Annotated in this window: 16 protein-coding genes, 1 pseudogene and 1 riboswitch; of the genes and pseudogenes, 7 read left to right on the top strand and 10 right to left on the bottom strand. The window is 39.1% G+C overall.

The window, feature by feature from the left end:
- Positions 1-349 precede the first annotated feature (349 nt).
- The 4 genes from ppc to C1E99_RS03425 all read right to left on the bottom strand — a co-directional run bounded on the left by ppc (position 350) and on the right by C1E99_RS03425 (position 5,105).
- Entirely contained in the window at positions 350-3,046 is a 2,697-nt protein-coding gene (gene ppc / locus C1E99_RS03440; protein ID WP_105206589.1) for a phosphoenolpyruvate carboxylase, read from the bottom strand.
- 21 nt (positions 3,047-3,067) lie between these two features.
- Positions 3,068-4,279, bottom strand: coding sequence for a cell division peptidoglycan polymerase FtsW (ftsW, locus tag C1E99_RS03435; protein ID WP_105107366.1), 1,212 nt, complete (start codon positions 4,277-4,279; stop codon positions 3,068-3,070).
- A 138-nt stretch (positions 4,280-4,417) separates the two neighbouring features.
- On the bottom strand, positions 4,418-4,777 hold the full coding sequence (locus C1E99_RS03430) for a DUF4430 domain-containing protein (protein WP_105107367.1): 360 nt from the start codon (positions 4,775-4,777) through the stop codon (positions 4,418-4,420).
- Positions 4,764-5,105 carry a preprotein translocase YidC gene (locus C1E99_RS03425; protein ID WP_238146198.1) on the bottom strand — a complete coding sequence of 114 codons (342 nt, stop codon included), beginning with the start codon at positions 5,103-5,105 and terminating at the stop codon, positions 4,764-4,766. The genes C1E99_RS03430 and C1E99_RS03425 overlap by 14 nt, the downstream gene beginning before the upstream one ends.
- A gap of 284 nt (positions 5,106-5,389) precedes the next feature.
- Between C1E99_RS03425 and C1E99_RS03420 the strand changes: the two genes are divergently transcribed.
- The 6 genes from C1E99_RS03420 (at position 5,390) to lysS (ending at position 10,606) form a co-directional block, all read left to right on the top strand.
- The gene (locus C1E99_RS03420; protein WP_105107369.1) at positions 5,390-6,232 is read left to right on the top strand and encodes a glycoside hydrolase family 25 protein; all 843 of its coding nucleotides are present in this window, start codon (positions 5,390-5,392) and stop codon (positions 6,230-6,232) included.
- Between the two features lie 23 nt (positions 6,233-6,255).
- A riboswitch (TPP riboswitch) is annotated at positions 6,256-6,351 on the top strand.
- A 57-nt stretch (positions 6,352-6,408) separates the two neighbouring features.
- Positions 6,409-6,957, top strand: a complete 549-nt coding sequence (gene thiT / locus C1E99_RS03415; protein ID WP_105206588.1) for an energy-coupled thiamine transporter ThiT — start codon at positions 6,409-6,411, stop codon at positions 6,955-6,957.
- 102 nt (positions 6,958-7,059) lie between these two features.
- Positions 7,060-7,902, top strand: coding sequence for a DUF368 domain-containing protein (locus C1E99_RS03410; RefSeq protein WP_105206587.1), 843 nt, complete (start codon positions 7,060-7,062; stop codon positions 7,900-7,902).
- Positions 7,902-8,384: an aminoacyl-tRNA deacylase gene (locus tag C1E99_RS03405; RefSeq protein WP_105144747.1), complete on the top strand. Its 483-nt coding sequence runs from the start codon at positions 7,902-7,904 to the stop codon at positions 8,382-8,384. The genes C1E99_RS03410 and C1E99_RS03405 overlap by 1 nt, the downstream gene beginning before the upstream one ends.
- 2 nt (positions 8,385-8,386) lie before the next feature.
- Positions 8,387-9,013 carry a histidine phosphatase family protein gene (locus tag C1E99_RS03400; RefSeq protein WP_105206586.1) on the top strand — a complete coding sequence of 209 codons (627 nt, stop codon included), beginning with the start codon at positions 8,387-8,389 and terminating at the stop codon, positions 9,011-9,013.
- A 102-nt stretch (positions 9,014-9,115) separates the two neighbouring features.
- The gene (gene lysS / locus C1E99_RS03395) at positions 9,116-10,606 is read left to right on the top strand and encodes a lysine--tRNA ligase (protein ID WP_105206585.1); all 1,491 of its coding nucleotides are present in this window, start codon (positions 9,116-9,118) and stop codon (positions 10,604-10,606) included.
- A 395-nt stretch (positions 10,607-11,001) separates the two neighbouring features.
- Here the strand turns inward: lysS and C1E99_RS03390 are convergent, their stop codons facing one another.
- The 6 genes and pseudogenes from C1E99_RS03390 to C1E99_RS03365 form a co-directional block, all read right to left on the bottom strand.
- Positions 11,002-12,396 carry a hypothetical protein gene (locus C1E99_RS03390; protein ID WP_105206584.1) on the bottom strand — a complete coding sequence of 465 codons (1,395 nt, stop codon included), beginning with the start codon at positions 12,394-12,396 and terminating at the stop codon, positions 11,002-11,004.
- A gap of 56 nt (positions 12,397-12,452) precedes the next feature.
- A pseudogene (locus C1E99_RS03385) lies at positions 12,453-13,316 on the bottom strand (IS982 family transposase).
- 269 nt (positions 13,317-13,585) lie between these two features.
- Positions 13,586-14,650: an LLM class flavin-dependent oxidoreductase gene (locus C1E99_RS03380; RefSeq protein WP_105206583.1), complete on the bottom strand. Its 1,065-nt coding sequence runs from the start codon at positions 14,648-14,650 to the stop codon at positions 13,586-13,588.
- A gap of 122 nt (positions 14,651-14,772) precedes the next feature.
- Positions 14,773-16,023, bottom strand: coding sequence for an ABC transporter permease (locus C1E99_RS03375; RefSeq protein WP_105107375.1), 1,251 nt, complete (start codon positions 16,021-16,023; stop codon positions 14,773-14,775).
- The gene (locus tag C1E99_RS03370) at positions 16,024-16,719 is read right to left on the bottom strand and encodes an ABC transporter ATP-binding protein (RefSeq protein WP_044673217.1); all 696 of its coding nucleotides are present in this window, start codon (positions 16,717-16,719) and stop codon (positions 16,024-16,026) included.
- A complete protein-coding gene (locus tag C1E99_RS03365) occupies positions 16,700-17,866 on the bottom strand; it encodes an efflux RND transporter periplasmic adaptor subunit (RefSeq protein WP_105206582.1) in 1,167 nt (388 codons plus the stop codon). Before C1E99_RS03365 ends, C1E99_RS03370 begins: the two co-directional genes overlap by 20 nt.
- 281 nt (positions 17,867-18,147) lie before the next feature.
- Between C1E99_RS03365 and gorA the strand changes: the two genes are divergently transcribed.
- On the top strand, positions 18,148-19,497 hold the full coding sequence (gorA, locus tag C1E99_RS03360) for a glutathione-disulfide reductase (protein ID WP_105107377.1): 1,350 nt from the start codon (positions 18,148-18,150) through the stop codon (positions 19,495-19,497).
- The last annotated feature ends 162 nt before the right edge of the window (positions 19,498-19,659 follow it).

Below are 19,659 nucleotides of genomic sequence, written 5' to 3'. Positions count from 1 at the left end.
AAGTCATAGTGCAGTACCTTATCCAAGATTATTTCCATTACTTCATGGTTGATAGATTGGAAAAATGTGACTTCCACCTTTCCGAGGCGAATTTTCATCAGAATATCGTTTCTACCTTTCTTCTCAAAGTGTCTAGTTTTGGGAACAGTCAATGGGACGATGGGCTGTGACATAATAAATCCTCCAGTTATGTTTTTTATAACAGTATACAGGAGGAGGGAGTGATTAGATAGATACCTTGTTATTGGGCGGTTACGAATGAGATTCAATTTGGTTACAAAATTTTTAAAAATATTATATCCTTTACAGTATTAAAAAAGCAACCTCCGAAGAAGTTGCTGAGTTATTATTAACCTGAATTTCGCAAACCTGTTGCCACACCGTTGATGGTGATATGGATAAGATTTTCTTGTTCCTTGCTGAGTTCACCACGACGAAGACGGTTAATCAGTTCAATCTGAATATAGTTGAGAACGTTAAAGTATGGCATACGGTAGTCCAAACTGGCTTTCAGGAATGGAAGTTCTGCCAAAAGTTCGTCATTTTGCTCGATTGACAAAATCATATTTTTAGTCAATTGCCACTCATCTAAAATGATATGGAAAATATTCTGAACTTCTTCACTCTCGCACATTTTTGCATACTCTAAAGCAATATTCATATTTGATTTAGACAAGACCATGTCAACGTTAGATAGTAGAGAACGGAAGAATGGCCAGCTTTCATACATTTTCTGCAATTTCGCCAAATTTCCTGGTTCTTTATCAATAAAGCGTTTAAAGCTAGAGCCTACCCCGTACCAGCCTGGAAGCATGACACGGTTTTGAGACCATGAGAATACCCAAGGAATGGCACGCAGCCCACCAATCTCCGTAATGGTTTTACGAGCTGCTGGACGAGAACCGATATTCAGGCTTGACACCTCACGAATTGGGCTAGCTGCAAAGAAGTAATCATAGAAATGTGGATTGTTAAAGACCAAGTCACGATAGATAGAGTAACTATCTGCAACGATTTCATCCATACTTTCTCGATAACCGTCAATCTCATTTGAATCGGTAATCATCTGAGTTGTCATTCGGTCAAGGGTTGCTGAAACCAACATTTCCAAGTTATAGTAGGCAGCATCCTTATTTCCGTACTTGTTACCAATCACCTCACCTTGCTCGGTCAAACGAATTCTATCTTTGATAGAGCCGAATGGTTGGGAGGTAATGGCGTCATAAGATGGGCCTCCACCTCGACCGACAGTTCCGCCACGACCATGGAAGAAGGTGATATTAACACCGAATTCTTGACCAATTTGAGTCAATTCATTCTGAGCCTTATAAAGGGTCCAACCAGACGAAAGATAGCCGCCATCCTTATTGGAATCAGAATATCCTAACATGATTTCTTGGTAGTATTTATTGCCCGCAATCCAACGTTTTGCCAAATCAAGTTGTAGGTATTGGCGCATGGTAGCTGAGGCATTGTCCAAGTCCTCGATGGTTTCAAATAATGGAACAATTTGCACACGTGCCTTGTCCATATCCACTAATCCGACTTCTTTCAAAAGAACTGCCAATTCCAAGAGGTCAGATACACTCTCAGAATGAGAGATGATATGTTGCTTAATGACTTCCTCACCAAGCTTATCTTTCAATTCACGCGCTGCCGCAAAGATCGCTAATTCTTTTTGCAATTGTTCTGATTTAGGAACATGAGTCGCAGACAGAATGCGGGGATCTGTTTCTAATTGTTTCAAGAGTACATGACATTTGGCTTCTTCTGACAAGCTAGAATAATTTTCAACAATGCGAGCAGAAGCCAAAAGCTCTGCCACACTTGCTTCGTGAATAGAAGAATCTTGACGCATATCAATACTTGCTAGATAGAAACCAAAGGCCTCTACCGCTTCTAGCAACTCTGTGAAATCTCCTTTTAACAAGGCACTTGCACGATTTTCAATCAGTGACTGTTTAATAGCAAGTAGGTCAGCCTTAAATTCACCGACATTTTCATATCGAACGTCAGATGGCTTGTTGTGAACCAGGTAATCACGAGTGTTGGCAATTTTCATCTGAATATAGTGGAAGGCACGACGGTAAGGTTCATGTTCACGGTAGACAGAACTGTCTTCAGACTTTTCAGCCAACAGTTTCACAGCCGTTGATACATTTACAATGGAAGTGGATAGGGAGAAATTTCTATAGAGCTTATACAGTTGCTCATCATAGTAATTCATAATCACTTCACATTGAGTCAGAGCAGAAAGTTTCAGCGTTTCAGCAGTAACAAATGGATTACCGTCACGGTCACCACCAATCCACATGCCCATTGTAATAGGACGAGGATTATTTAATTTAATTCCTTTCTCCGCTGCCAAACGCTTATACTCACGTTGCAACTTGGTCACGGCCTTGATAAAGGAAGAATTATAGTATTCCATAACGTTGGTGATTTCATTGGTCACCTTCAGTTTCTTCTCACGGATCATATCCGTTTGCATGATAATCTCAATGTAGCAACGAAGCTCATCTTCCCACTTAGTCTTATTGAGCAAGCCCAACTTGACATCACGGTAACGACGGAGCAATTCATGAATATGCTTGGTCAAGTCAAGCATAGATTGACGTTGAACCTGAGTTGGGTGGGCTGTCAATACAGGAACGACATTAAGCTTTTCCAAAATCTCAGCTGCATTCTCTTGCTTAGCAACCATTTCAATGGTCGTAGAAATTTTACCAAGATAGTCTTGATCAATATTGTTTTGGTGATTGATTTCGTAAGCCAGGTCTACATCTTCTGAAATATTAATCAAAAGCGGCAAAACAGCAAAGTATCTTGAAATAACCGCTAGTTCATCATTGTTTAATTGACTAATAATCGCAATCAAGGCTTGATAATCATCTTGTCGTGCCAATTGAGATAATTCCACAATCTTATTAAAGGTTTCCGATGGCATCATATGTGAAGCAACTTCTTCTAGAATCGCTGTTAAAATCGCCACTTCTTCTTGAATTGTTTCTTTGTTATTGTAGTTTTCTAGTTTTTGAATAGTCATTATTAACCTCCTACAGGTAACTTAAGATAATGTTTGTTCAATTTCTTCAATACTTCGACGTTTCTCATTTGCATCAATATTCAACACAAATGCAATCGAAATCGAAATAATTAAGAGGCTGGATCCCCCTTGTGAAACAAACGGGAATGTCACTCCAGTCGCAGGAATGATACCTGCAATCCCCCCTATATTTACAAATGTCTGAATAAGTAACATTCCAGCTATCCCGAGAGCCATCATAGAATTAAATGGACTACGAGCACGTACACCTACAATGATAATACGAATAATTAGAAAGAAGAGTAATCCCAGAATCAGACTTGCCCCAACAAAACCAAGCTCCTCAATAACAATTGAAAAAGCAAAATCTGTATGAGCCTCCGGTAAATAACCTTTCTTTTCAATGGAATTGCCCAAACCTCTACCAAACCAACCACCATTACTCATTGCATAATAAGAGTGGGTCAGCTGTAATCCAGATCCTGTTGCATTACCAAATGGATCAAAATAAGCTGAGAAACGACGAGCAATATATCCAAAAAGTGGAATCTTTGCCACTGCTTCAACTCCTAAAATACGGATTGTACCTAAAATAAGCGTTGAAACTGCAAAAATACCAAGTACCGCTGTTGAAAACCAACGATAGGCAATACCACTTACACTAATCATAACCACCATAATCAAAGTAATGATTGTAGCATTTCCCAAATCAGGTAAAGTAGCAACCAATCCCAATAATAAGATACTAATTACACGCCAGTCAGTAAACTCTCTAGGAATCCAACTACCTTTTATTAATGCTTTATAGTCATAAGTCCTAATTTCAGCTTGCTGTTTTGCAAATTCATGTGCAAGGTACCAGATAATAATTAGTTTTAGGTACTCAGCAGGCTGAAGAGTACCTGCAACTGGAAGAGGAATCCAGCCGTGCGCACCATTTACAGGAGGAAATAGGCGAGAAATAGCTAATAAAAACACTTCCACTAAGATAACTGAATATATGACTGTCTTCTTCCTCAAAAAACTTAACTTCATACGATAGATAATATAAATTGCAAGAAGACTTACTCCCCAGAATCCTGCCTGGTTTATTACTGTTCTAAAGGGATTACCGCCATTAATAATTTGATTGGCACTTGTCGTTGAATACACCATTACCAAACCAATGACGGATAAAATAAAGTAGGGTATTAGAATGGAGTAATTTAACAACTGCCGTTTATCAATCTTCATTTCAAATTCAACTTTCTTTCGAATATAGTTTCTATTATAGCATATTTTGAATATACATTCCCCTCACTTTTGTACTCCAAGATAAACATTCGTTATTTAGAACATTACCAAGAAAGCAAAAAACAAACTTTTGCCCCCTTATTCAAAGGTCTCTAGATAAAACTCAATATTATCTCCATCGCTTACCTTTTGTTCTTTTGCGCCTTTTTCCGCCAATTTTCCGTTAATTTTATACATCCAAAATGTATTTGTTTTGGGATTTTGACTCACATTATCTATTGCAGTTATTAGACCTCCCTCTTCTTGAACTTGGTGGTATTCCTCTAAAATCTCCATTACACTGTCATCTGATTCAACTGTAACTTCTTGACTATTATTCTTATCTCCACTAACTACAGTTAAGGTAATCTGAATGGCATTCCCTTCAATTCGTTCATTTGAACACCCAGCAAAAAATAATGTTACAAACAATCCAACAATAATACTAATTTTTTTCATAATAATCTCCTATAATTTTTAAAATAATTGGGTAAAATAAAAAAGTAGATATTGCATGTAAAAAATCAAATGAAAAACCAGTTATCCAGAAAATGATTGGATGAAGACCAAGTTGAATCGCTGACATAATGCTGATCATGAATCCATAAACAAAAGCAAGTAAACCAGCACATAAACTTTGGAAAAATATTGAAGTGTGTTTTACCATAAAGAATGGCTGAAGGAACAGATACCAAATCAATTGAATGAGGGTAAAACTAATAATTTGCCAAAAAATCACTAAACTAGCTCCAAAAAGCATACCACTAACTATCATCGTAATACCCATTATCATTATTCCTTCTATGAGACTAAAATAATTCAAGCAAACCAAAAAAATAGCAGTCAATGGTTTAATATTTGGAAAAGGGCCAAAAAGCACTCTTAACACGATTGATAAGCTTGAAAAAATCACAATTCGACTAATCTGGTTTGTCTTTAAATATTTTTGCAACATACATTTTAGACTATCGCAATCTAGAATGCATGTCAAGATGTATTTAACCTTATTTTATCTTATTTTTTAGTCCAATTTTTTTGATTTTTTCCTATTTTTAATGTAGAATTGTTCTGATGAGAAAAAAATTAAATCCCATGGTTGTTATTGTCTTTTTCCTATCATTTTTTGTATTAATATTTCTGACAGGATTAATGGCAAAAAAGCCAACAACGACAACTACGACAAAAAGTGAAAATGTAACAGCCAAATCTAGTAGCACAACTACTTCAAGTTCTAGTTATTATATTACTAATGCACTTGAAATGAAACCAATCATTGATGTTTCCGCATGGCAAAGACCTTCCGAAATTGATTACGACACTTTGAGCCAAAATATATCTGGAGCAATCGTTCGGATTCAGAGTGGATCTCATATCAAAAATGAAAATGCCGCAAGTGATCGGAACGGATTGGACAAGGCTTTTGATACTCATATTAAGGAATTTCAAGCAAGAAATATTCCAGTTGCTGTTTATGCATATGTCACTGGAAAGAGCATTGAAAATATGAAAGAAGAAGCTAGAAGTTTTTACAAAGCTTCTAGTAAATACAATCCAACATATTATTGGTTAGATGTTGAAGAATATACTATGGAAGATATGAATGCTGGCGTTGAGGCATTTCGTAAAGAATTAGAATCTCTAGGCGCTAAAAATATTGGTATCTATATCGGTACTTATTTCATGGAAGACCATAGTATCAGTGTTGATAAATTCGATGCAATTTGGATTCCAACATATGGTGATGATTCAGGATACTATAATGCTGCTCCAAATACTGATTTGGATTACGATTTACACCAATATACCTCAAGAGGTTATGTAAATGGTTTTGCAAATCACCTGGATCTAAATTTAATTACAACACTAAAAGAACCAAATGAAGTTTACAAGAAACTATTTACAACACCTGAATAAAATGTTTTAATCCCACTAATTACATATACACAAAGGAGTGCTTCGGCTGAGATCGCAACTGCGAAATCCTCGAACCTGATCTAGTTAAGACTAGCGTAGGAATTGTGTGCTTTATAGAATGATACTGTTTTCTGCTATAAACACTCCTTTGTCTACAAGAACAAAGGAGTGTTTTTATGTCTAAATCCCGGCTAACGATCTTATCAGAAATCGCTATTTTTTCTGCTATCGCCCTTGTCTTTGACAAAGTCCCTCTCTTTACCATGCCACAAGGTGGTTCAGTCTCACTTGTTATGCTTCCTATTCTTTTTCTTGCCCTACGTCATGGCTGGAGTATCGGCATTCTTACAGGTGGGATTGTAGGCACCATTCAGCTTTTCTATGGCGGGTATTTTCTGAATGTCTTCCAAGTCTTCCTTGACTATGCCCTCTCCTATGCAGGCATTGGATTAGCAGGGTTATTGTCCCCTCTTCTAAGGAAACATAAAGATTTGAAACAAGCCTCCCTCATCATCAGTCTAGCTGGATTACTTGGAGGAAGTATTCGATTGTTGGCTACCTACTTATCAGGAATTATCTTCTATGCTGACTATGCTACACCTGGTATGACTGTCTGGCTCTATTCTTTTACCTATAATATCAGCTACATCCTCCCTTCGACCATCATTGCTTGCATCTTACTCATCATCCTCTACAAAGCTAGACCGAGCTTTTATCGGATATAATTGACCTGCCTGTTAGATTTTTTCTTTCAGGCACTCATTTTTTAGATTTTCAGAAGGTTTGTGCTATAATGGGAACGTTATAAATATATTTTGGAGGACATTATGGCTTCTTGGATTTCAAGAATTATTAAAGGTATGATTATCGCCCTTGGCTTTATCTTACCTGGTGTTTCCGGGGGAGTACTGGCTGCTATCCTTGGAATTTATGAGCGACTAATTGGATTTTTAGCAAATATTCGAAAAGATTTCAAGGAAAACTTTCTTTATTTTGTTCCTGTAGGAATCGGTGGAATTTTGGGAATCGCACTCTTTTCATTTCCAGTTGAGTATCTCTTACAACATTTCCAAGTCCCAGTTTTGTGGGCCTTTGCAGGAGCAATCGTGGGAACTATTCCTAGCCTGCTTAAAGAATCAACTCAAAAAAGCAAACGCGATAGCATTGACTGGGCTTGGTTAATTGGGACATTCATCATTTCAGGATTCTTGCTCTACAATTTGAGCGATCTTGTAGGAACACTTCCAGCAAACTTTGCAAGTTTTGTCTTGGCGGGTGCCTTGATAGCTTTAGGGGTACTTGTTCCTGGACTCAGCCCTTCAAATCTCTTGCTGATTTTGGGTATTTACACGCCAATGCTCAATGGATTCAAATCACTTGATCTATTCGGTACCTTCCTACCCATCGCTATCGGTGGCGTTCTTGCAATGGTGGCCTTTTCAAAAGCAATGGACCATGCTCTGAAAGTATACCATTCACGCGTTTATCACTTTATTATTGGTATCGTCTCATCTTCTACTCTCCTAATTTTGATTCCACAAGCAAGTAATAAAGAGTCAATTTCCTATGCTGGAGCGAACTTTGTTACATGGATTGCTGCTCTTGTTCTTTTTGTCCTAGGAGCATGGCTAGGCCTTTGGATGAGTAAACTTGAGGAAAAATATAAATAATGGCAAAAAAGGTTAAGATTAAGAAAACCTTGGTGGACCAAATTTTAGACAAGGCTAAGATCGATCATGATAGCCTTGTTTTAAATGCCCTTGAAGGCCAACTACCACCAGGAATTGAAGAACACGAAATTTACAAAACACTGGCACTAACAGGAGATAAAACAGGCCCTGTCATCGGAATTGTCCCAATCACAGAACACCTGTCTGAGAAAAAATTAGCCAAAATCTCTGGCAATAAAAAGGTCAGCATGATTCCGCAAAAGGACTTGGAAAAGACAACTGGCTATGTTCACGGTGCCAACAATCCCGTGGGTATTCGTCAGAAGCATAATTTCCCAATCTACATTGATCAATCTGCCCTTGAACTCGGTCACTTGATTGTCTCTGCTGGAGAAATTGGTCGGTCGATTAAAATTGATAGCCAGGTTTTAGCTGATTTTGTAAAGGCTGACTTTGCTGATTTGATAGAAGGGAGCGATTAGACTTGAAAATCTACTTTGTCCGTCATGGAAAGACCGAATGGAATTTGGAGGGACGCTTTCAAGGCTATTCTGGAGATTCGGCTCTCTTGCCCGAATCTTATCAGGATTTAGAAAAACTAGGCAAATACCTTGCTGAAATCCCCTTTGATGCTATCTTCTCAAGCGATCTTCAACGTGCGCAGGTAACTGCCCAAGAAATTGCTAAAGTCAATCACCATTGCCAAACCGTTCTAGCTACGCCACAACTGCGTGAATGGAATTTTGGAAGACTAGAAGGAAGCAAGATGGCAATTTTTCGTGCCATCTACCCCAAACAAGCCTGGGCACTCAAACATAATCTAGCTCTTTTTGACAATGACCTATTTGAAGCTGAGAGCGTTCGCCAGGTAACTCAACGAATGGTGGACTTTGTCCAATCGCTGAAAGGGCAAGACATGGAAACAATCCTCATCGTCAGCCATGGTGCCTTTCTAACCGCTTCTATCCATCGCCTACTTGGTTTTCCACCAGCCCAACTGCGTCACCGAGGTGGTTTGGATAATGCATCGGTTACTATTTTAGAAACAAGCGATTTCGAAAACTTTACAGAATTAGCTTGGAATGATACCAGCTATAAAGCAAAACAGTAGAATTTTCTGCTGTTTTTTCCTATCCTATTAGCAATTTATACTGATTTTTTCTCTCTTCTATGATAAAATAGAAATAACAGACTTTGGAGGAATAAAATTTTTATGTCAACTGAACATTTTGAAGAATTAAATGACCAACAGATTGTCCGTCGTGAGAAAATGACGGCTCTTGCTGAACAAGGCATTGACCCATTTGGAAAACGTTTTGAGCGTTCTGTCAACTCAGCTGAATTGAAGGCCCAGTACGAAGACAAATCAAAAGAAGACTTGGAAGAATTAGGGCAAACAGCAATCATTGCAGGTCGTATTATGACCAAGCGTGGTAAGGGTAAAGCTGGTTTTGCCCACATCCAAGACCGCGAAGGCCAGATTCAAATCTACGTTCGTAAGGATGATGTTGGCGAAGAAAATTATGAAATCTTCAAAAAAGCAGACCTTGGTGACTTTATCGGTGTCGAGGGAGATGTCTTCAAGACTAACGTTGGTGAGTTATCTATCCACGCTCGCAAGTTAACTCACCTGTCTAAAGCGCTCCGCCCATTGCCAGAAAAATTCCACGGATTGACAGACATCGAGACCCGCTACCGCAAGCGTTATTTGGACTTGATTACCAACCGTGAGAGCTTTGATCGCTTTGTGACCCGCTCAAAAATTATCTCAGAAATCCGCCGTTACCTTGACGGACTTGGTTTCTTGGAAGTGGAAACACCAGTTCTTCACAACGAAGCTGGTGGTGCTGCAGCTCGTCCATTCATCACCCACCACAATGCCCAAAACATTGACATGGTCCTTCGTATCGCGACAGAACTCCACCTCAAACGCTTGATTGTCGGCGGTATGGAACGCGTTTATGAAATCGGCCGTATCTTCCGTAACGAAGGTATGGATGCGACCCACAACCCTGAGTTCACTTCCATTGAGGTTTACCAAGCTTATGCAGACTACCAAGACATCATGGACTTGACCGAAGGTATTATCCAGCACACTACCAAGGCTGTTGTCGGTGATGGTCCTGTTACTTATCAGGGCACTGAAATTGCTATCCACGAGCCATTCAAGCGTATCCATATGGTTGACGCTATTAAGGAACAAACTGGTGTGGACTTCTGGCAAGAGATGAGCTTCGAGGAAGCAAAAGCCCTTGCAGCTGAGCACAAGGTCCCTGTGGAAAAACACCATACAGAAGTGGGGCAAATCATCAACAGCTTCTTTGAAGAATACGTTGAAGCAACTCTTATCCAACCAACTTTCGTCTATGGTCATCCAGTTGCCGTATCTCCACTGGCTAAGAAAAATGATGAAGACCCACGCTTCACAGACCGCTTCGAGCTCTTCATCATGACCAAGGAATACGGAAACGCCTTTACTGAATTAAACGACCCAATCGACCAATTAGAACGATTCGAAGCCCAAGCTAAGGCTAAAGAACTCGGTGACGACGAAGCGACAGGCATTGACTACGACTACATCGAAGCCCTTGAATACGGTATGCCACCAACAGGTGGACTGGGAATCGGTATCGACCGCCTCTGCATGCTCTTGACAGACACCACTACTATTCGGGATGTGCTCCTATTTCCGACTATGAAATAAGCAAGAGTAGCTTGCTAGGATTGTTTTCACTAGAATGTACCAATCGCTCTCCAGTTTCTTAGCGATTGGCTGACAAGGTCTGCTAGACCTTGTCACTCCCGACGATGATAGTTACTAGTGGCTTGCTAATCCAAATTCTATAAAGCAAACTGCTCTCGGTTTATTCTGAGAGCAGTTTTATTGTGACTTGATTTAAGAAAAGGAGACTATTGATTAGTGTCGATAGCCCAGTCCCAAAATGACTTGTAATACTCTTCAAATTGATAACTTAGTTGGGCCCTGTTTCTAATTCACTCTACTATATATAAAACATCAAAAAAATATGAGAGGATGAATTCCATCCTCTCCAGGTATTATCTAACATCAACAAACTTCAATATTCTTTTTGATTATAATCACAATAGTCTAACTTTATGAAGTAAGGCTAGCTTCTTCTGTTCCTCAATAATGTTCAAAAAATTTCTATATTCTTTTTCGATTAAAGAAATATATCTGTTTGATACATTATCAATAAATGTTAAATCTTTAAAAAATACTGGATATTGCCCATTTTTATAGAGTTCCCCTCTAAAGAAATAATGTCCTGAAACAATATCGACAGAAACTAGCGAAGAACGCCAACGTAACTTTCTTTTATAAGTTGGTCTCCATCGAATTTTTAATTTACCATCCGACAAATACCAACCCATCAAGAAAATTTCAACCGACTTATTATTACGTTTATCACGATAAAGGCACTTAATATTTAAAACGTTGCCTCTTTTATTTTTAAGAAAAGGGTGGAAGTCTTTAAATTGCAAGTAGTTTTCTTTTGCTACTATTCCCAATATTTTCTCTAATCTCTCTTCTTCAAAATCAACTGAAGTAGCATATCTAAATGGATCGTATATATCATCTTTGCTTTTTATAAAAGATTCGTTTGAAGAGACAATATTTTTGAATCTATCTTTTAAAACCGAAAGCTCTCTATAAACTTGATATAAATATTTTAATTTAATCGCTCTATTTTCCGGTACAAAAGATACTTCTAATATTGAAACTGTCGGTATATTCTTTATTGGTACAAATGCTAAATATTCTAATAACTCTCTTTCTTTGACTCTCTTACATTTCTTTACACTCTTTGTAAATCCTGTTTTATCACCATTAGTTACTAATTCTATGTCATCATCTTTTTCAAAAATAATAATAAAATCCTTTTCAATATTTGAATTTCCTCTAAATGTATTCAAAATATAAACAGGCAAATCAAAAAAATGATGAAATGCACTTAAATTTAACAAAGCACCTAAAGTTATTTTTGTATAATTTACATCTTTTTTATGAAAATTTAATTCTATTTTTTTATTTTCAAAAGACTTCAAATCCCGATAACTAATGATCTGAGAATCAATCCAAGTTTCATTAATTTTTAATTTGGCACTGCTATTACCATACTTGGATAGCAAAGTATTTTTAACTTGATTTAAAATGACTTGGTTTCGACAATCACTTATACAAAATATCCAGTCATCTTGAATATTTTCTCCATTGCTTTTGATAAAAAATATCCCTAAAATTTCTCCCAGTACGTAATACAAATCTCTATTTTTTAAAAATGTACGACTCTCTAAAATTAATGTAGAAATATTTTGAGTTGCTTTTTTGTTTTTATTTAATATCGCTTCCGCAATAATATTATATTGAGTTTTAAATTCTAATGATGAAAAATTTGTTAAAAATTCTTCAATTTCTAAATTATCTTGGATTAGTTTTTCAAAAAAATACTTTTTATTATATATATCTGACATTTAATAAACCCTGTTTTATTTGAATTGCTATTAGATTTTATATAGAACCCGTGGTACTAGTTCATTTCAAAATAGCGTAAGTTATGAGCTAGAGTACTTTGTTCAATTCGTAACTGTAGTCCGGCTAGACCTCTTGCTAATGTATGTTCGATGTCAAAGAGACGACACAGTTCAGAAAAACGTGTTTCAATCGTTTGTCTCATGACCATCACCTTCCAATTTTTATGTTCTTCAGCTCCTGCCATGTTTTTACGAAATGACGTCCATAGATGGTAACTTTGTTGTTCTAAGTCCTTCTTGAGTTCACTGCTTAGGTAGCCTAAATCACCTAGGTTGATCGATCGCATACACCCTTTTAATAATTCATAAACCACCTTGATGTCATGAACAAAGGCTGGCGTGACAACATATTTCAAAAAATAACCAGACAAGGTCACTAGCATATGAGCCTTGAAGCCGTAGAACTAAATATGATTAGAATTATTGTAGCCAATATAGGCTAATCCTTTAAAAATGGTGACTCTGTGATTACGAACAGGTTGACAAAGTGATAAGGGAAAACTATCTATAATCGCTATTTCATCAGGAGAAATCATGTCACTCATAGCTTTTCGGATGAATTGGATTAGCCAAATCAATAGTTTTGACCGACAATTAATACGATTTCTTTCTAGTAACTGACCACAAGGAAAGAGGCGGCAGATAGAGTAGAAATAGCGTTGTGATGTCATGCCCAGTTCAGCTTGTAACAAAAGCAAGACAGGGATTGATTCATCCGAAACTTTGACTAAGCCAACATTACGCTGATGTTTAAAGGAATTCGGGCAATAGTTTTGGTAGAAGTGATGACAAATTTTTGATAATTTGCGTACATTTCATTGCAAATGATGAGATTTAGCAGCATACTGTAAGTGGCTCATTTGGACTAACTTCCTGTATGTTTTGTCACTTACAGTGTAGTCCATTTGGGCTTTTTATTGTATGTTGAAATGAACTAGCACAACGGGTATAACTATATTATACCATACTAGCCTAAAACTCCCATTTAATCAACATTATTAGCTAGTTGTATAACTATTCTAATTATCTAAAATACATAAAAATCCCGACCACATGGTCAGGATTTTCAGGAGATTATGAAAAATATTTAGGATTGACTATAGTATAGCTCATCTTATCAACTATCTCATCAGTCCTGGGACTGATTCTCTTCTTTTTTTGCAAAATATTCTCGGACAATTGGCGCGACTTCTGTTCCGTAGAGTTCGATGGCACGGAGGACATCTTCATGTGGCATAGAGCCGATTGGGAGATGGAGGAAGAAACGGTCCAAGTCAAGTGTTTCAATAGTCTTGATAATTTTTTCAGCGACTCGTTTTGGATCTCCGACGATGGTTGCCCCTTCGTCTGTCAGGGAGTAGAGATATTGCGCCTTGGTCATCTCGCTCCAATGTGGGCGGTCTTTAGCGATATTGTCCGTAATTACTTTAGTTGGATGATAGTATTCTTCCACAGCCTTGTCATGGTCGTCTGCAATCCAACCCCAAGAATGAGCTGCAACTTTCGTTTTCTCTGGATCATGACCTGAGTTGCGGGCAACCTTGCGATAAGCATCGACTAAAGGTTTAAAGCGATAGGCACCTGTACCAATGACAGCATAAACGATTGGCAAGCCTTTCTTAGCAATCTTGATGGTGGATTCTACATTGCCCCCAGTTGCCACCCAAATCGGAAAATCTTCCTGAACAGGACGTGGATAGACTGGCTTATTATCGACTGACTGGGTAAAATGCCCATCCCACTTGAGATTAGTTTCCTTATCGATTTCCAGAAGCATGTCCAACTTTTCATCGAAGAGTTCTTCATAGTCATAGAGATCATAGCCAAACAAGGGAAATGACTCCGTAAAGGAACCACGACCCGCCATGATTTCCGCTCTGCCATTTGACAAAGCATCAATAGTGGTGTACTGCTGATAAAGTCGTACAGGGTCCATGGATGAAAGGATTGAAACTGCTGATGTTAGCTTGATATGCTTGGTATTGACGGCACCAGCTGCCAGCACAATCTCAGGTGCAGAAACCGCAAAATCTTCTCGGTGATGCTCCCCAATCCCATAAACATCAAGCCCCACCGCATCGGCTAGCTCGATTTCTTTGACTAGCTGGCGGATCCGCTCGTCGTGGCTGTAAGGTTCCCCTGTTTTTTCTAGTGGAGTTGTTTCGCCAAATGTTGAAATACCTAATTCTACCATGATGTGTTCTCCTTTACATCCTTTACTTATTTGATGGTCTTATTTTATTACTAACTAGTGATATTGTCAAGACATTTGCTCAAAAAATAAAACGACTAGGAAATCCTAATCGTTTCAATCGATTATTCGTAACGCAATGCCTCAATTGGATCCAGCTTAGAAGCCTTATTAGCAGGAAGAACGCCGAAGACAATACCGACTGCTGCTGAAAATGCCAGACTTCCCAGAACAACTGGAATTGAAATTTCAGCCGTCATTTCTCCCATAACCTTTGTAGCGTTGAGAGTAAACACAATGGCTTGAGCGATAGCTAGTCCAATTCCTCCGCCCAAAGTAGTCAATACCATAGCTTCAATCAAGAACTGCATGAGAATATTTCCACGAGTTGCTCCAAGAGCTTTACGAAGACCGATTTCACGGGTCCGCTCGGTCACAGATACCAGCATGATATTCATTACACCAATACCACCGACTAGTAAGGAAATACCCGCAACCGCACCGATAAACATGGTGACCCCTGCCATTTCTGTCCTGAGGGAATCCAACATAGCCGACATATCATAGATGTTGTATCTTGCCTCTTTCAAGCCAGTAACTCTCGTTAAATAATCTGCAGCAGCTTGACCAAGTTCACCAGCTCGACTCACATCATCTACATGAACATACAGACCACTATTTTCTTTCATGCCCATTTCAGCAGCCAACTGCGTATTGGTCATGACAGCATTCCCTCCAGAATTCATCCCGTAGAGGGCTGTGCCTGCTTTTGGATCTTTGTAAACACCGACAACAAGGTATGAATTGTCATTGACACTAACTGTCTGGTTTAGAGAAGACTCGATGGACCCAAATAATTTTTCAGCCAAGGCAACATCCAACATGATGATGCGGGAAAAACGACTATAATCATTGGCAGTAAATTGACGACCTGCTAAGATTTCAAATTCCTTGACAGTAAAGTATGACTGGCTAACCCCATTTATGTTCACATTTTCAGCCTTTTTGTTTCCAAATGAAACCTCTGCCATATTTGAATTACTGATATAGTAGTTACTAATCCCATCAATCTCTAAGAGTCCTTGCAGCATGGAGTCTGTCAAATCTGGTTCTTCTTCCATTGACACTTCTCCGCCAACAATACCACCGAAGATTCCAGTTGATCCTGCACCTTCTGGAGCAATATAGGAAGTAAAATAGACCTGAACATTGTTCTGATCACCTGCCAGTGCCTTTTCAATACTTTTGGACATCCCTGTTCCCAATGCCACAATGATAACCACTGCAGCCACACCGATGATAATACCTAACATAGTCAAGAGGGAACGCATCTTGTGGGCTAGGATAGATTTTAGGGCAAACTTCCAGTTTTCCATCTATACATCCTCCCTTCGACTATCTTCGGTAATAATGCCATCGCGTAGGACAATTTTACGTTTGGCATAGGCTGCAATCTCAGGCTCATGGGTAACCATGATAATCGTTTTTCCTTCATTATTTAACTCAGTCAAGAGTTCCATGATTTGCTCACCTGTTTTGGTATCCAAGGCACCTGTTGGCTCGTCCGCCAGAATAATAGCTGGTGTATTGACCAGAGCACGCGCAATGGCAACCCGCTGTTTCTGTCCACCTGATAATTCTGACGGTAGGTGGGTCATCCGTTCTGCCAATTCGACTTTTTCTAAATATCGCTTGGCTAATTTTTTCCGTTGATTGGCTGGAACTCCTGCATAAATCAAAGGCAATTCGACATTTTGAAGGGCATTAAGTTTGGAAAGCAAGAAGAATTGTTGGAAAACAAATCCAATCTGGTCATTGCGGACGGAGGCTAATTTCTTCTCAGACAGTTGACTGACTTCTTCTCCTTCCAACCAATAGTTACCAGTTGTTGACCGATCAAGGAGACCGATAATATTCATCAAGGTTGATTTCCCTGAACCTGAAGGTCCCATAATAGCTAGAAATTCCCCTTCTTCCACCTCTAGATCTATATCTTTAAGGACACGAAGTTCTTGGTCACCATTTTTATAGGATTTGTTGATATTGGTTAATCTAATAAGCTGGTTCTTCATAGGCTTCAACCTCTTTTCCTTCTTCAAGGTCTGGAGTTGGAATGGTGATTACCTGATCTCCTACTGCAATACCGGCGGTCACCTCTTGGTTGAGAGCATCAGCATTTCCAAGAGTAACCTCTACTTTTTTAGCCTTCCCTTCCACAATTGTCCATACAAAGTTTTTATCTCCTTCTGGAACAACTGCTGTTACAGGAATTAAAATATGGTTGGTAGTATTAACAACTTCAATATTCACAGTAAAACCTTGCTTCAATTCACCCAATTCACTGGTCAAGGCAGCCTTGAATGGATACTTGGCACCTGAACCACCACTAGTTCCTGTTGCTATACTTGCAGTTTGTTCAGTTGAGGGATAGTTGGAGATATAGGTGATTTTACCTGTCCATGACTTATCTGGATATACTTTGCTGGTTAATTTCACTTCCTGATCAACTGCAATATTTGCCAAATCATACTCCGTCAAATTTCCTGTTACTTGTAGGCTACCTTGGTTGACAATATGAATAACAGTTTGGCTAGAAGTTGAACTCTTTGAAACTGATTTATTCACTTCCACAACGGTACCAGCTACTGTACTATAAATTGTAGCTTCTGTTAAGGCATTGTAGGCCTTATCCACAGCAGCTTGAGCATCCGCATAAGAATCATTTAAGTCAGCTAATTGGGAATCAACTGAACGTTGAGCTGCTGCTGTTGCAGCCTCATCAGTAGCAGTATCCCCAGTATCTTGAACAGTTTGACCATTAGTCTGCAATTCATAAATTTGACGTCCAATCTTATCACGTCCCCGCACAGCTGTATCAAGTGCTGCTTGTAACTCTGTAGCATCATAGCGAATCAAGGGGGTTCCCACCTCAACTTGAGTTCCTTGCTCAACTAATACCTCGCTCAAATCTCCTTTTGAAGGATCGTAGTAAACGTATTGTTCATCAGCAGCAGAAATTGTTCCTGTCAATAAGGTTGATGAAGCAATCGAACCCTCTTTAGCAACTGTATAGGTCAAGCTCGTTGCAACTTGCTCTGTAGAAGTTGGTGAAGATCCACCCAATACCCCACCAAATGCTAAGGCCCCGCCAATCAAGGCAACAGCCGCAACACCAAGACCACTAAACAAAGCAATTTTAGCTTTCTTTGTCTTTAACATACTTTTCTCCTTTATTTAAAAACATACTTATTGTGTGTTGTCTATATAATACACAAATACAAAAATATTTGCAAGTGTTTTCCTAATTATTTTATAAAAAGTTCGTCAATTTTCCTACTTACAGTTTTGTAAGAAACTAGCATTGAATGACTAAATTACTAACCTATAGCTGAAAGTTCAAGCTATGACTAGAGGTTCTCAGGGAGCCGTAGCGGATTTTTGATTGAAAAATAAAAAAAGGGTAGAATGGAGATAGTAAATCAATGAAGAGGAGAAAACAAATGAAAGAATTTGATATCATCGCCATTGGTGGAGGTAGCGGAGGCATTGCTACCATGAACCGTGCGGCTATGTATGGGGCAAAAGCTGCTGTTATCGAGGGGAGCAATCTAGGCGGTACCTGTGTCAATCTTGGCTGTGTTCCTAAAAAAATCATGTGGTATGGTTCTCAAGTTTCAGAAGCCATTCATCACTATGGTCCAGAGTATGGATTTACCAGCCAGGAAGTGACTTTTGATTTTGCTACCTTGCGTAAAAACCGTGAAGCCTACATTGAACGGTCCCGTACATCCTATGGGAATACCTTTAAAAATAACGGAGTTGAAGTCATCAAGGGATTTGCCCGCTTTGTTGATTCCCAAACGGTTGAAGTCGATGGTCAACTCATTCGTGCCAAGCACATTGTTATTGCAACTGGAGCCCAGCCTGCTGTTCCAAATATTCCAGGAAGTGAGTTCGGTATCGTATCAGATGATGTCTTTGCTTGGGAAGAATTGCCTACATCTGTAGCAGTCATCGGGGCTGGCTATATCGCTGTCGAAATGGCTGGACTTCTCCACGGACTTGGTGTCAAAACTGACCTCTTTGTACGTGGCAATCGCCCCCTTCGTAATTTTGATAGCTACATCATCCAAGCATTGATGGAAGAAATGGAGCGTACCAACCTCCCTCTCCATACTGGGAAAACACCCGTCAGCCTAGAAAAAACGGAGGATGGCTTAATTCAAATCAACTTTGAAGATGGAAGTAGCCATACTGCTCAACAGGTTCTCTGGGCTATCGGACGCAAGCCAAATGTGGATAAGCTCAACCTAGAAGCTGCTGGTGTACAACTCGCACCATCTGGTCATATCGTCGTTGATGAATACCAAGAAACTGGCGTCCCAGGCATTTACGCCCTTGGTGATGTGACAGGCGAAAAAGAATTGACCCCAGTAGCCATCAAGGCCGGTCGCTTGTTGGCAGAACGCCTCTTCAACAACAAAACGACTGCCAAAATGGATTATTCAACCATCCCAACTGTTGTCTTTTCTCATCCCGCTATCGGAACAGTCGGTCTTACGGAAGAAGAAGCAATCGCCCAATATGGTCAGGACAATGTAAAAGTCTATACTTCAGCCTTCACTTCCATGTACACTGCCCTAGCAAGCAATCGCCAAATGGCTAAGTTTAAATTGGTAACAGTTGGAGAAAATGAACAGGTCGTCGGTCTACATGGTATCGGTTATGGAGTTGATGAAATGATCCAAGGCTTCTCTGTTGCCATCAAGATGGGAGCAACCAAAGAAGAATTTGATTCCGTTGTAGCTATCCACCCAACTGGATCAGAAGAATTTGTCACCATGCGATAATAGAAAAAAAGCCAGACTAGTGATTCAAACTCACTGTCTGGTCTTTTTCGGCTCTTTGTCAACTGTAGTGGGTAGATGAAAAGCTAACACCTAGAGAGGACGAAGTTCGTTCTCTCTTTCTTTATGTTCAAAGCAATCAAAATACGTTTTTTAAAATTTTCA

Source organism: Streptococcus suis, assembly GCF_002964045.1.
Lineage (GTDB): Bacteria > Bacillota > Bacilli > Lactobacillales > Streptococcaceae > Streptococcus > Streptococcus suis_U.
Note: the sequence above shows the minus strand (reverse complement) of the source record. Positions and strands in the feature narration are given on the sequence as shown.

Bases quoted from the DNA above. Each gene is read 5' to 3' on its own strand.
- ppc (WP_105206589.1), bottom strand. From the start codon at position 3,046: ATGACTATTCAAAAACTAGAAAACTACAATAACAAAGAAACAATTCAA.
- ftsW (WP_105107366.1), bottom strand. From the start codon at position 4,279: ATGAAGATTGATAAACGGCAGTTGTTAAATTACTCCATTCTAATACCC.
- C1E99_RS03430 (WP_105107367.1), bottom strand. From the start codon at position 4,777: ATGAAAAAAATTAGTATTATTGTTGGATTGTTTGTAACATTATTTTTT.
- C1E99_RS03425 (WP_238146198.1), bottom strand. From the start codon at position 5,105: ATGGGTATTACGATGATAGTTAGTGGTATGCTTTTTGGAGCTAGTTTA.
- C1E99_RS03420 (WP_105107369.1), top strand. From the start codon at position 5,390: ATGAGAAAAAAATTAAATCCCATGGTTGTTATTGTCTTTTTCCTATCA.
- thiT (WP_105206588.1), top strand. From the start codon at position 6,409: ATGTCTAAATCCCGGCTAACGATCTTATCAGAAATCGCTATTTTTTCT.
- C1E99_RS03410 (WP_105206587.1), top strand. From the start codon at position 7,060: ATGGCTTCTTGGATTTCAAGAATTATTAAAGGTATGATTATCGCCCTT.
- C1E99_RS03405 (WP_105144747.1), top strand. From the start codon at position 7,902: ATGGCAAAAAAGGTTAAGATTAAGAAAACCTTGGTGGACCAAATTTTA.
- lysS (WP_105206585.1), top strand. From the start codon at position 9,116: ATGTCAACTGAACATTTTGAAGAATTAAATGACCAACAGATTGTCCGT.
- C1E99_RS03390 (WP_105206584.1), bottom strand. From the start codon at position 12,396: ATGTCAGATATATATAATAAAAAGTATTTTTTTGAAAAACTAATCCAA.
- C1E99_RS03380 (WP_105206583.1), bottom strand. From the start codon at position 14,650: ATGGTAGAATTAGGTATTTCAACATTTGGCGAAACAACTCCACTAGAA.
- C1E99_RS03375 (WP_105107375.1), bottom strand. From the start codon at position 16,023: ATGGAAAACTGGAAGTTTGCCCTAAAATCTATCCTAGCCCACAAGATG.
- C1E99_RS03370 (WP_044673217.1), bottom strand. From the start codon at position 16,719: ATGAAGAACCAGCTTATTAGATTAACCAATATCAACAAATCCTATAAA.
- C1E99_RS03365 (WP_105206582.1), bottom strand. From the start codon at position 17,866: ATGTTAAAGACAAAGAAAGCTAAAATTGCTTTGTTTAGTGGTCTTGGT.
- gorA (WP_105107377.1), top strand. From the start codon at position 18,148: ATGAAAGAATTTGATATCATCGCCATTGGTGGAGGTAGCGGAGGCATT.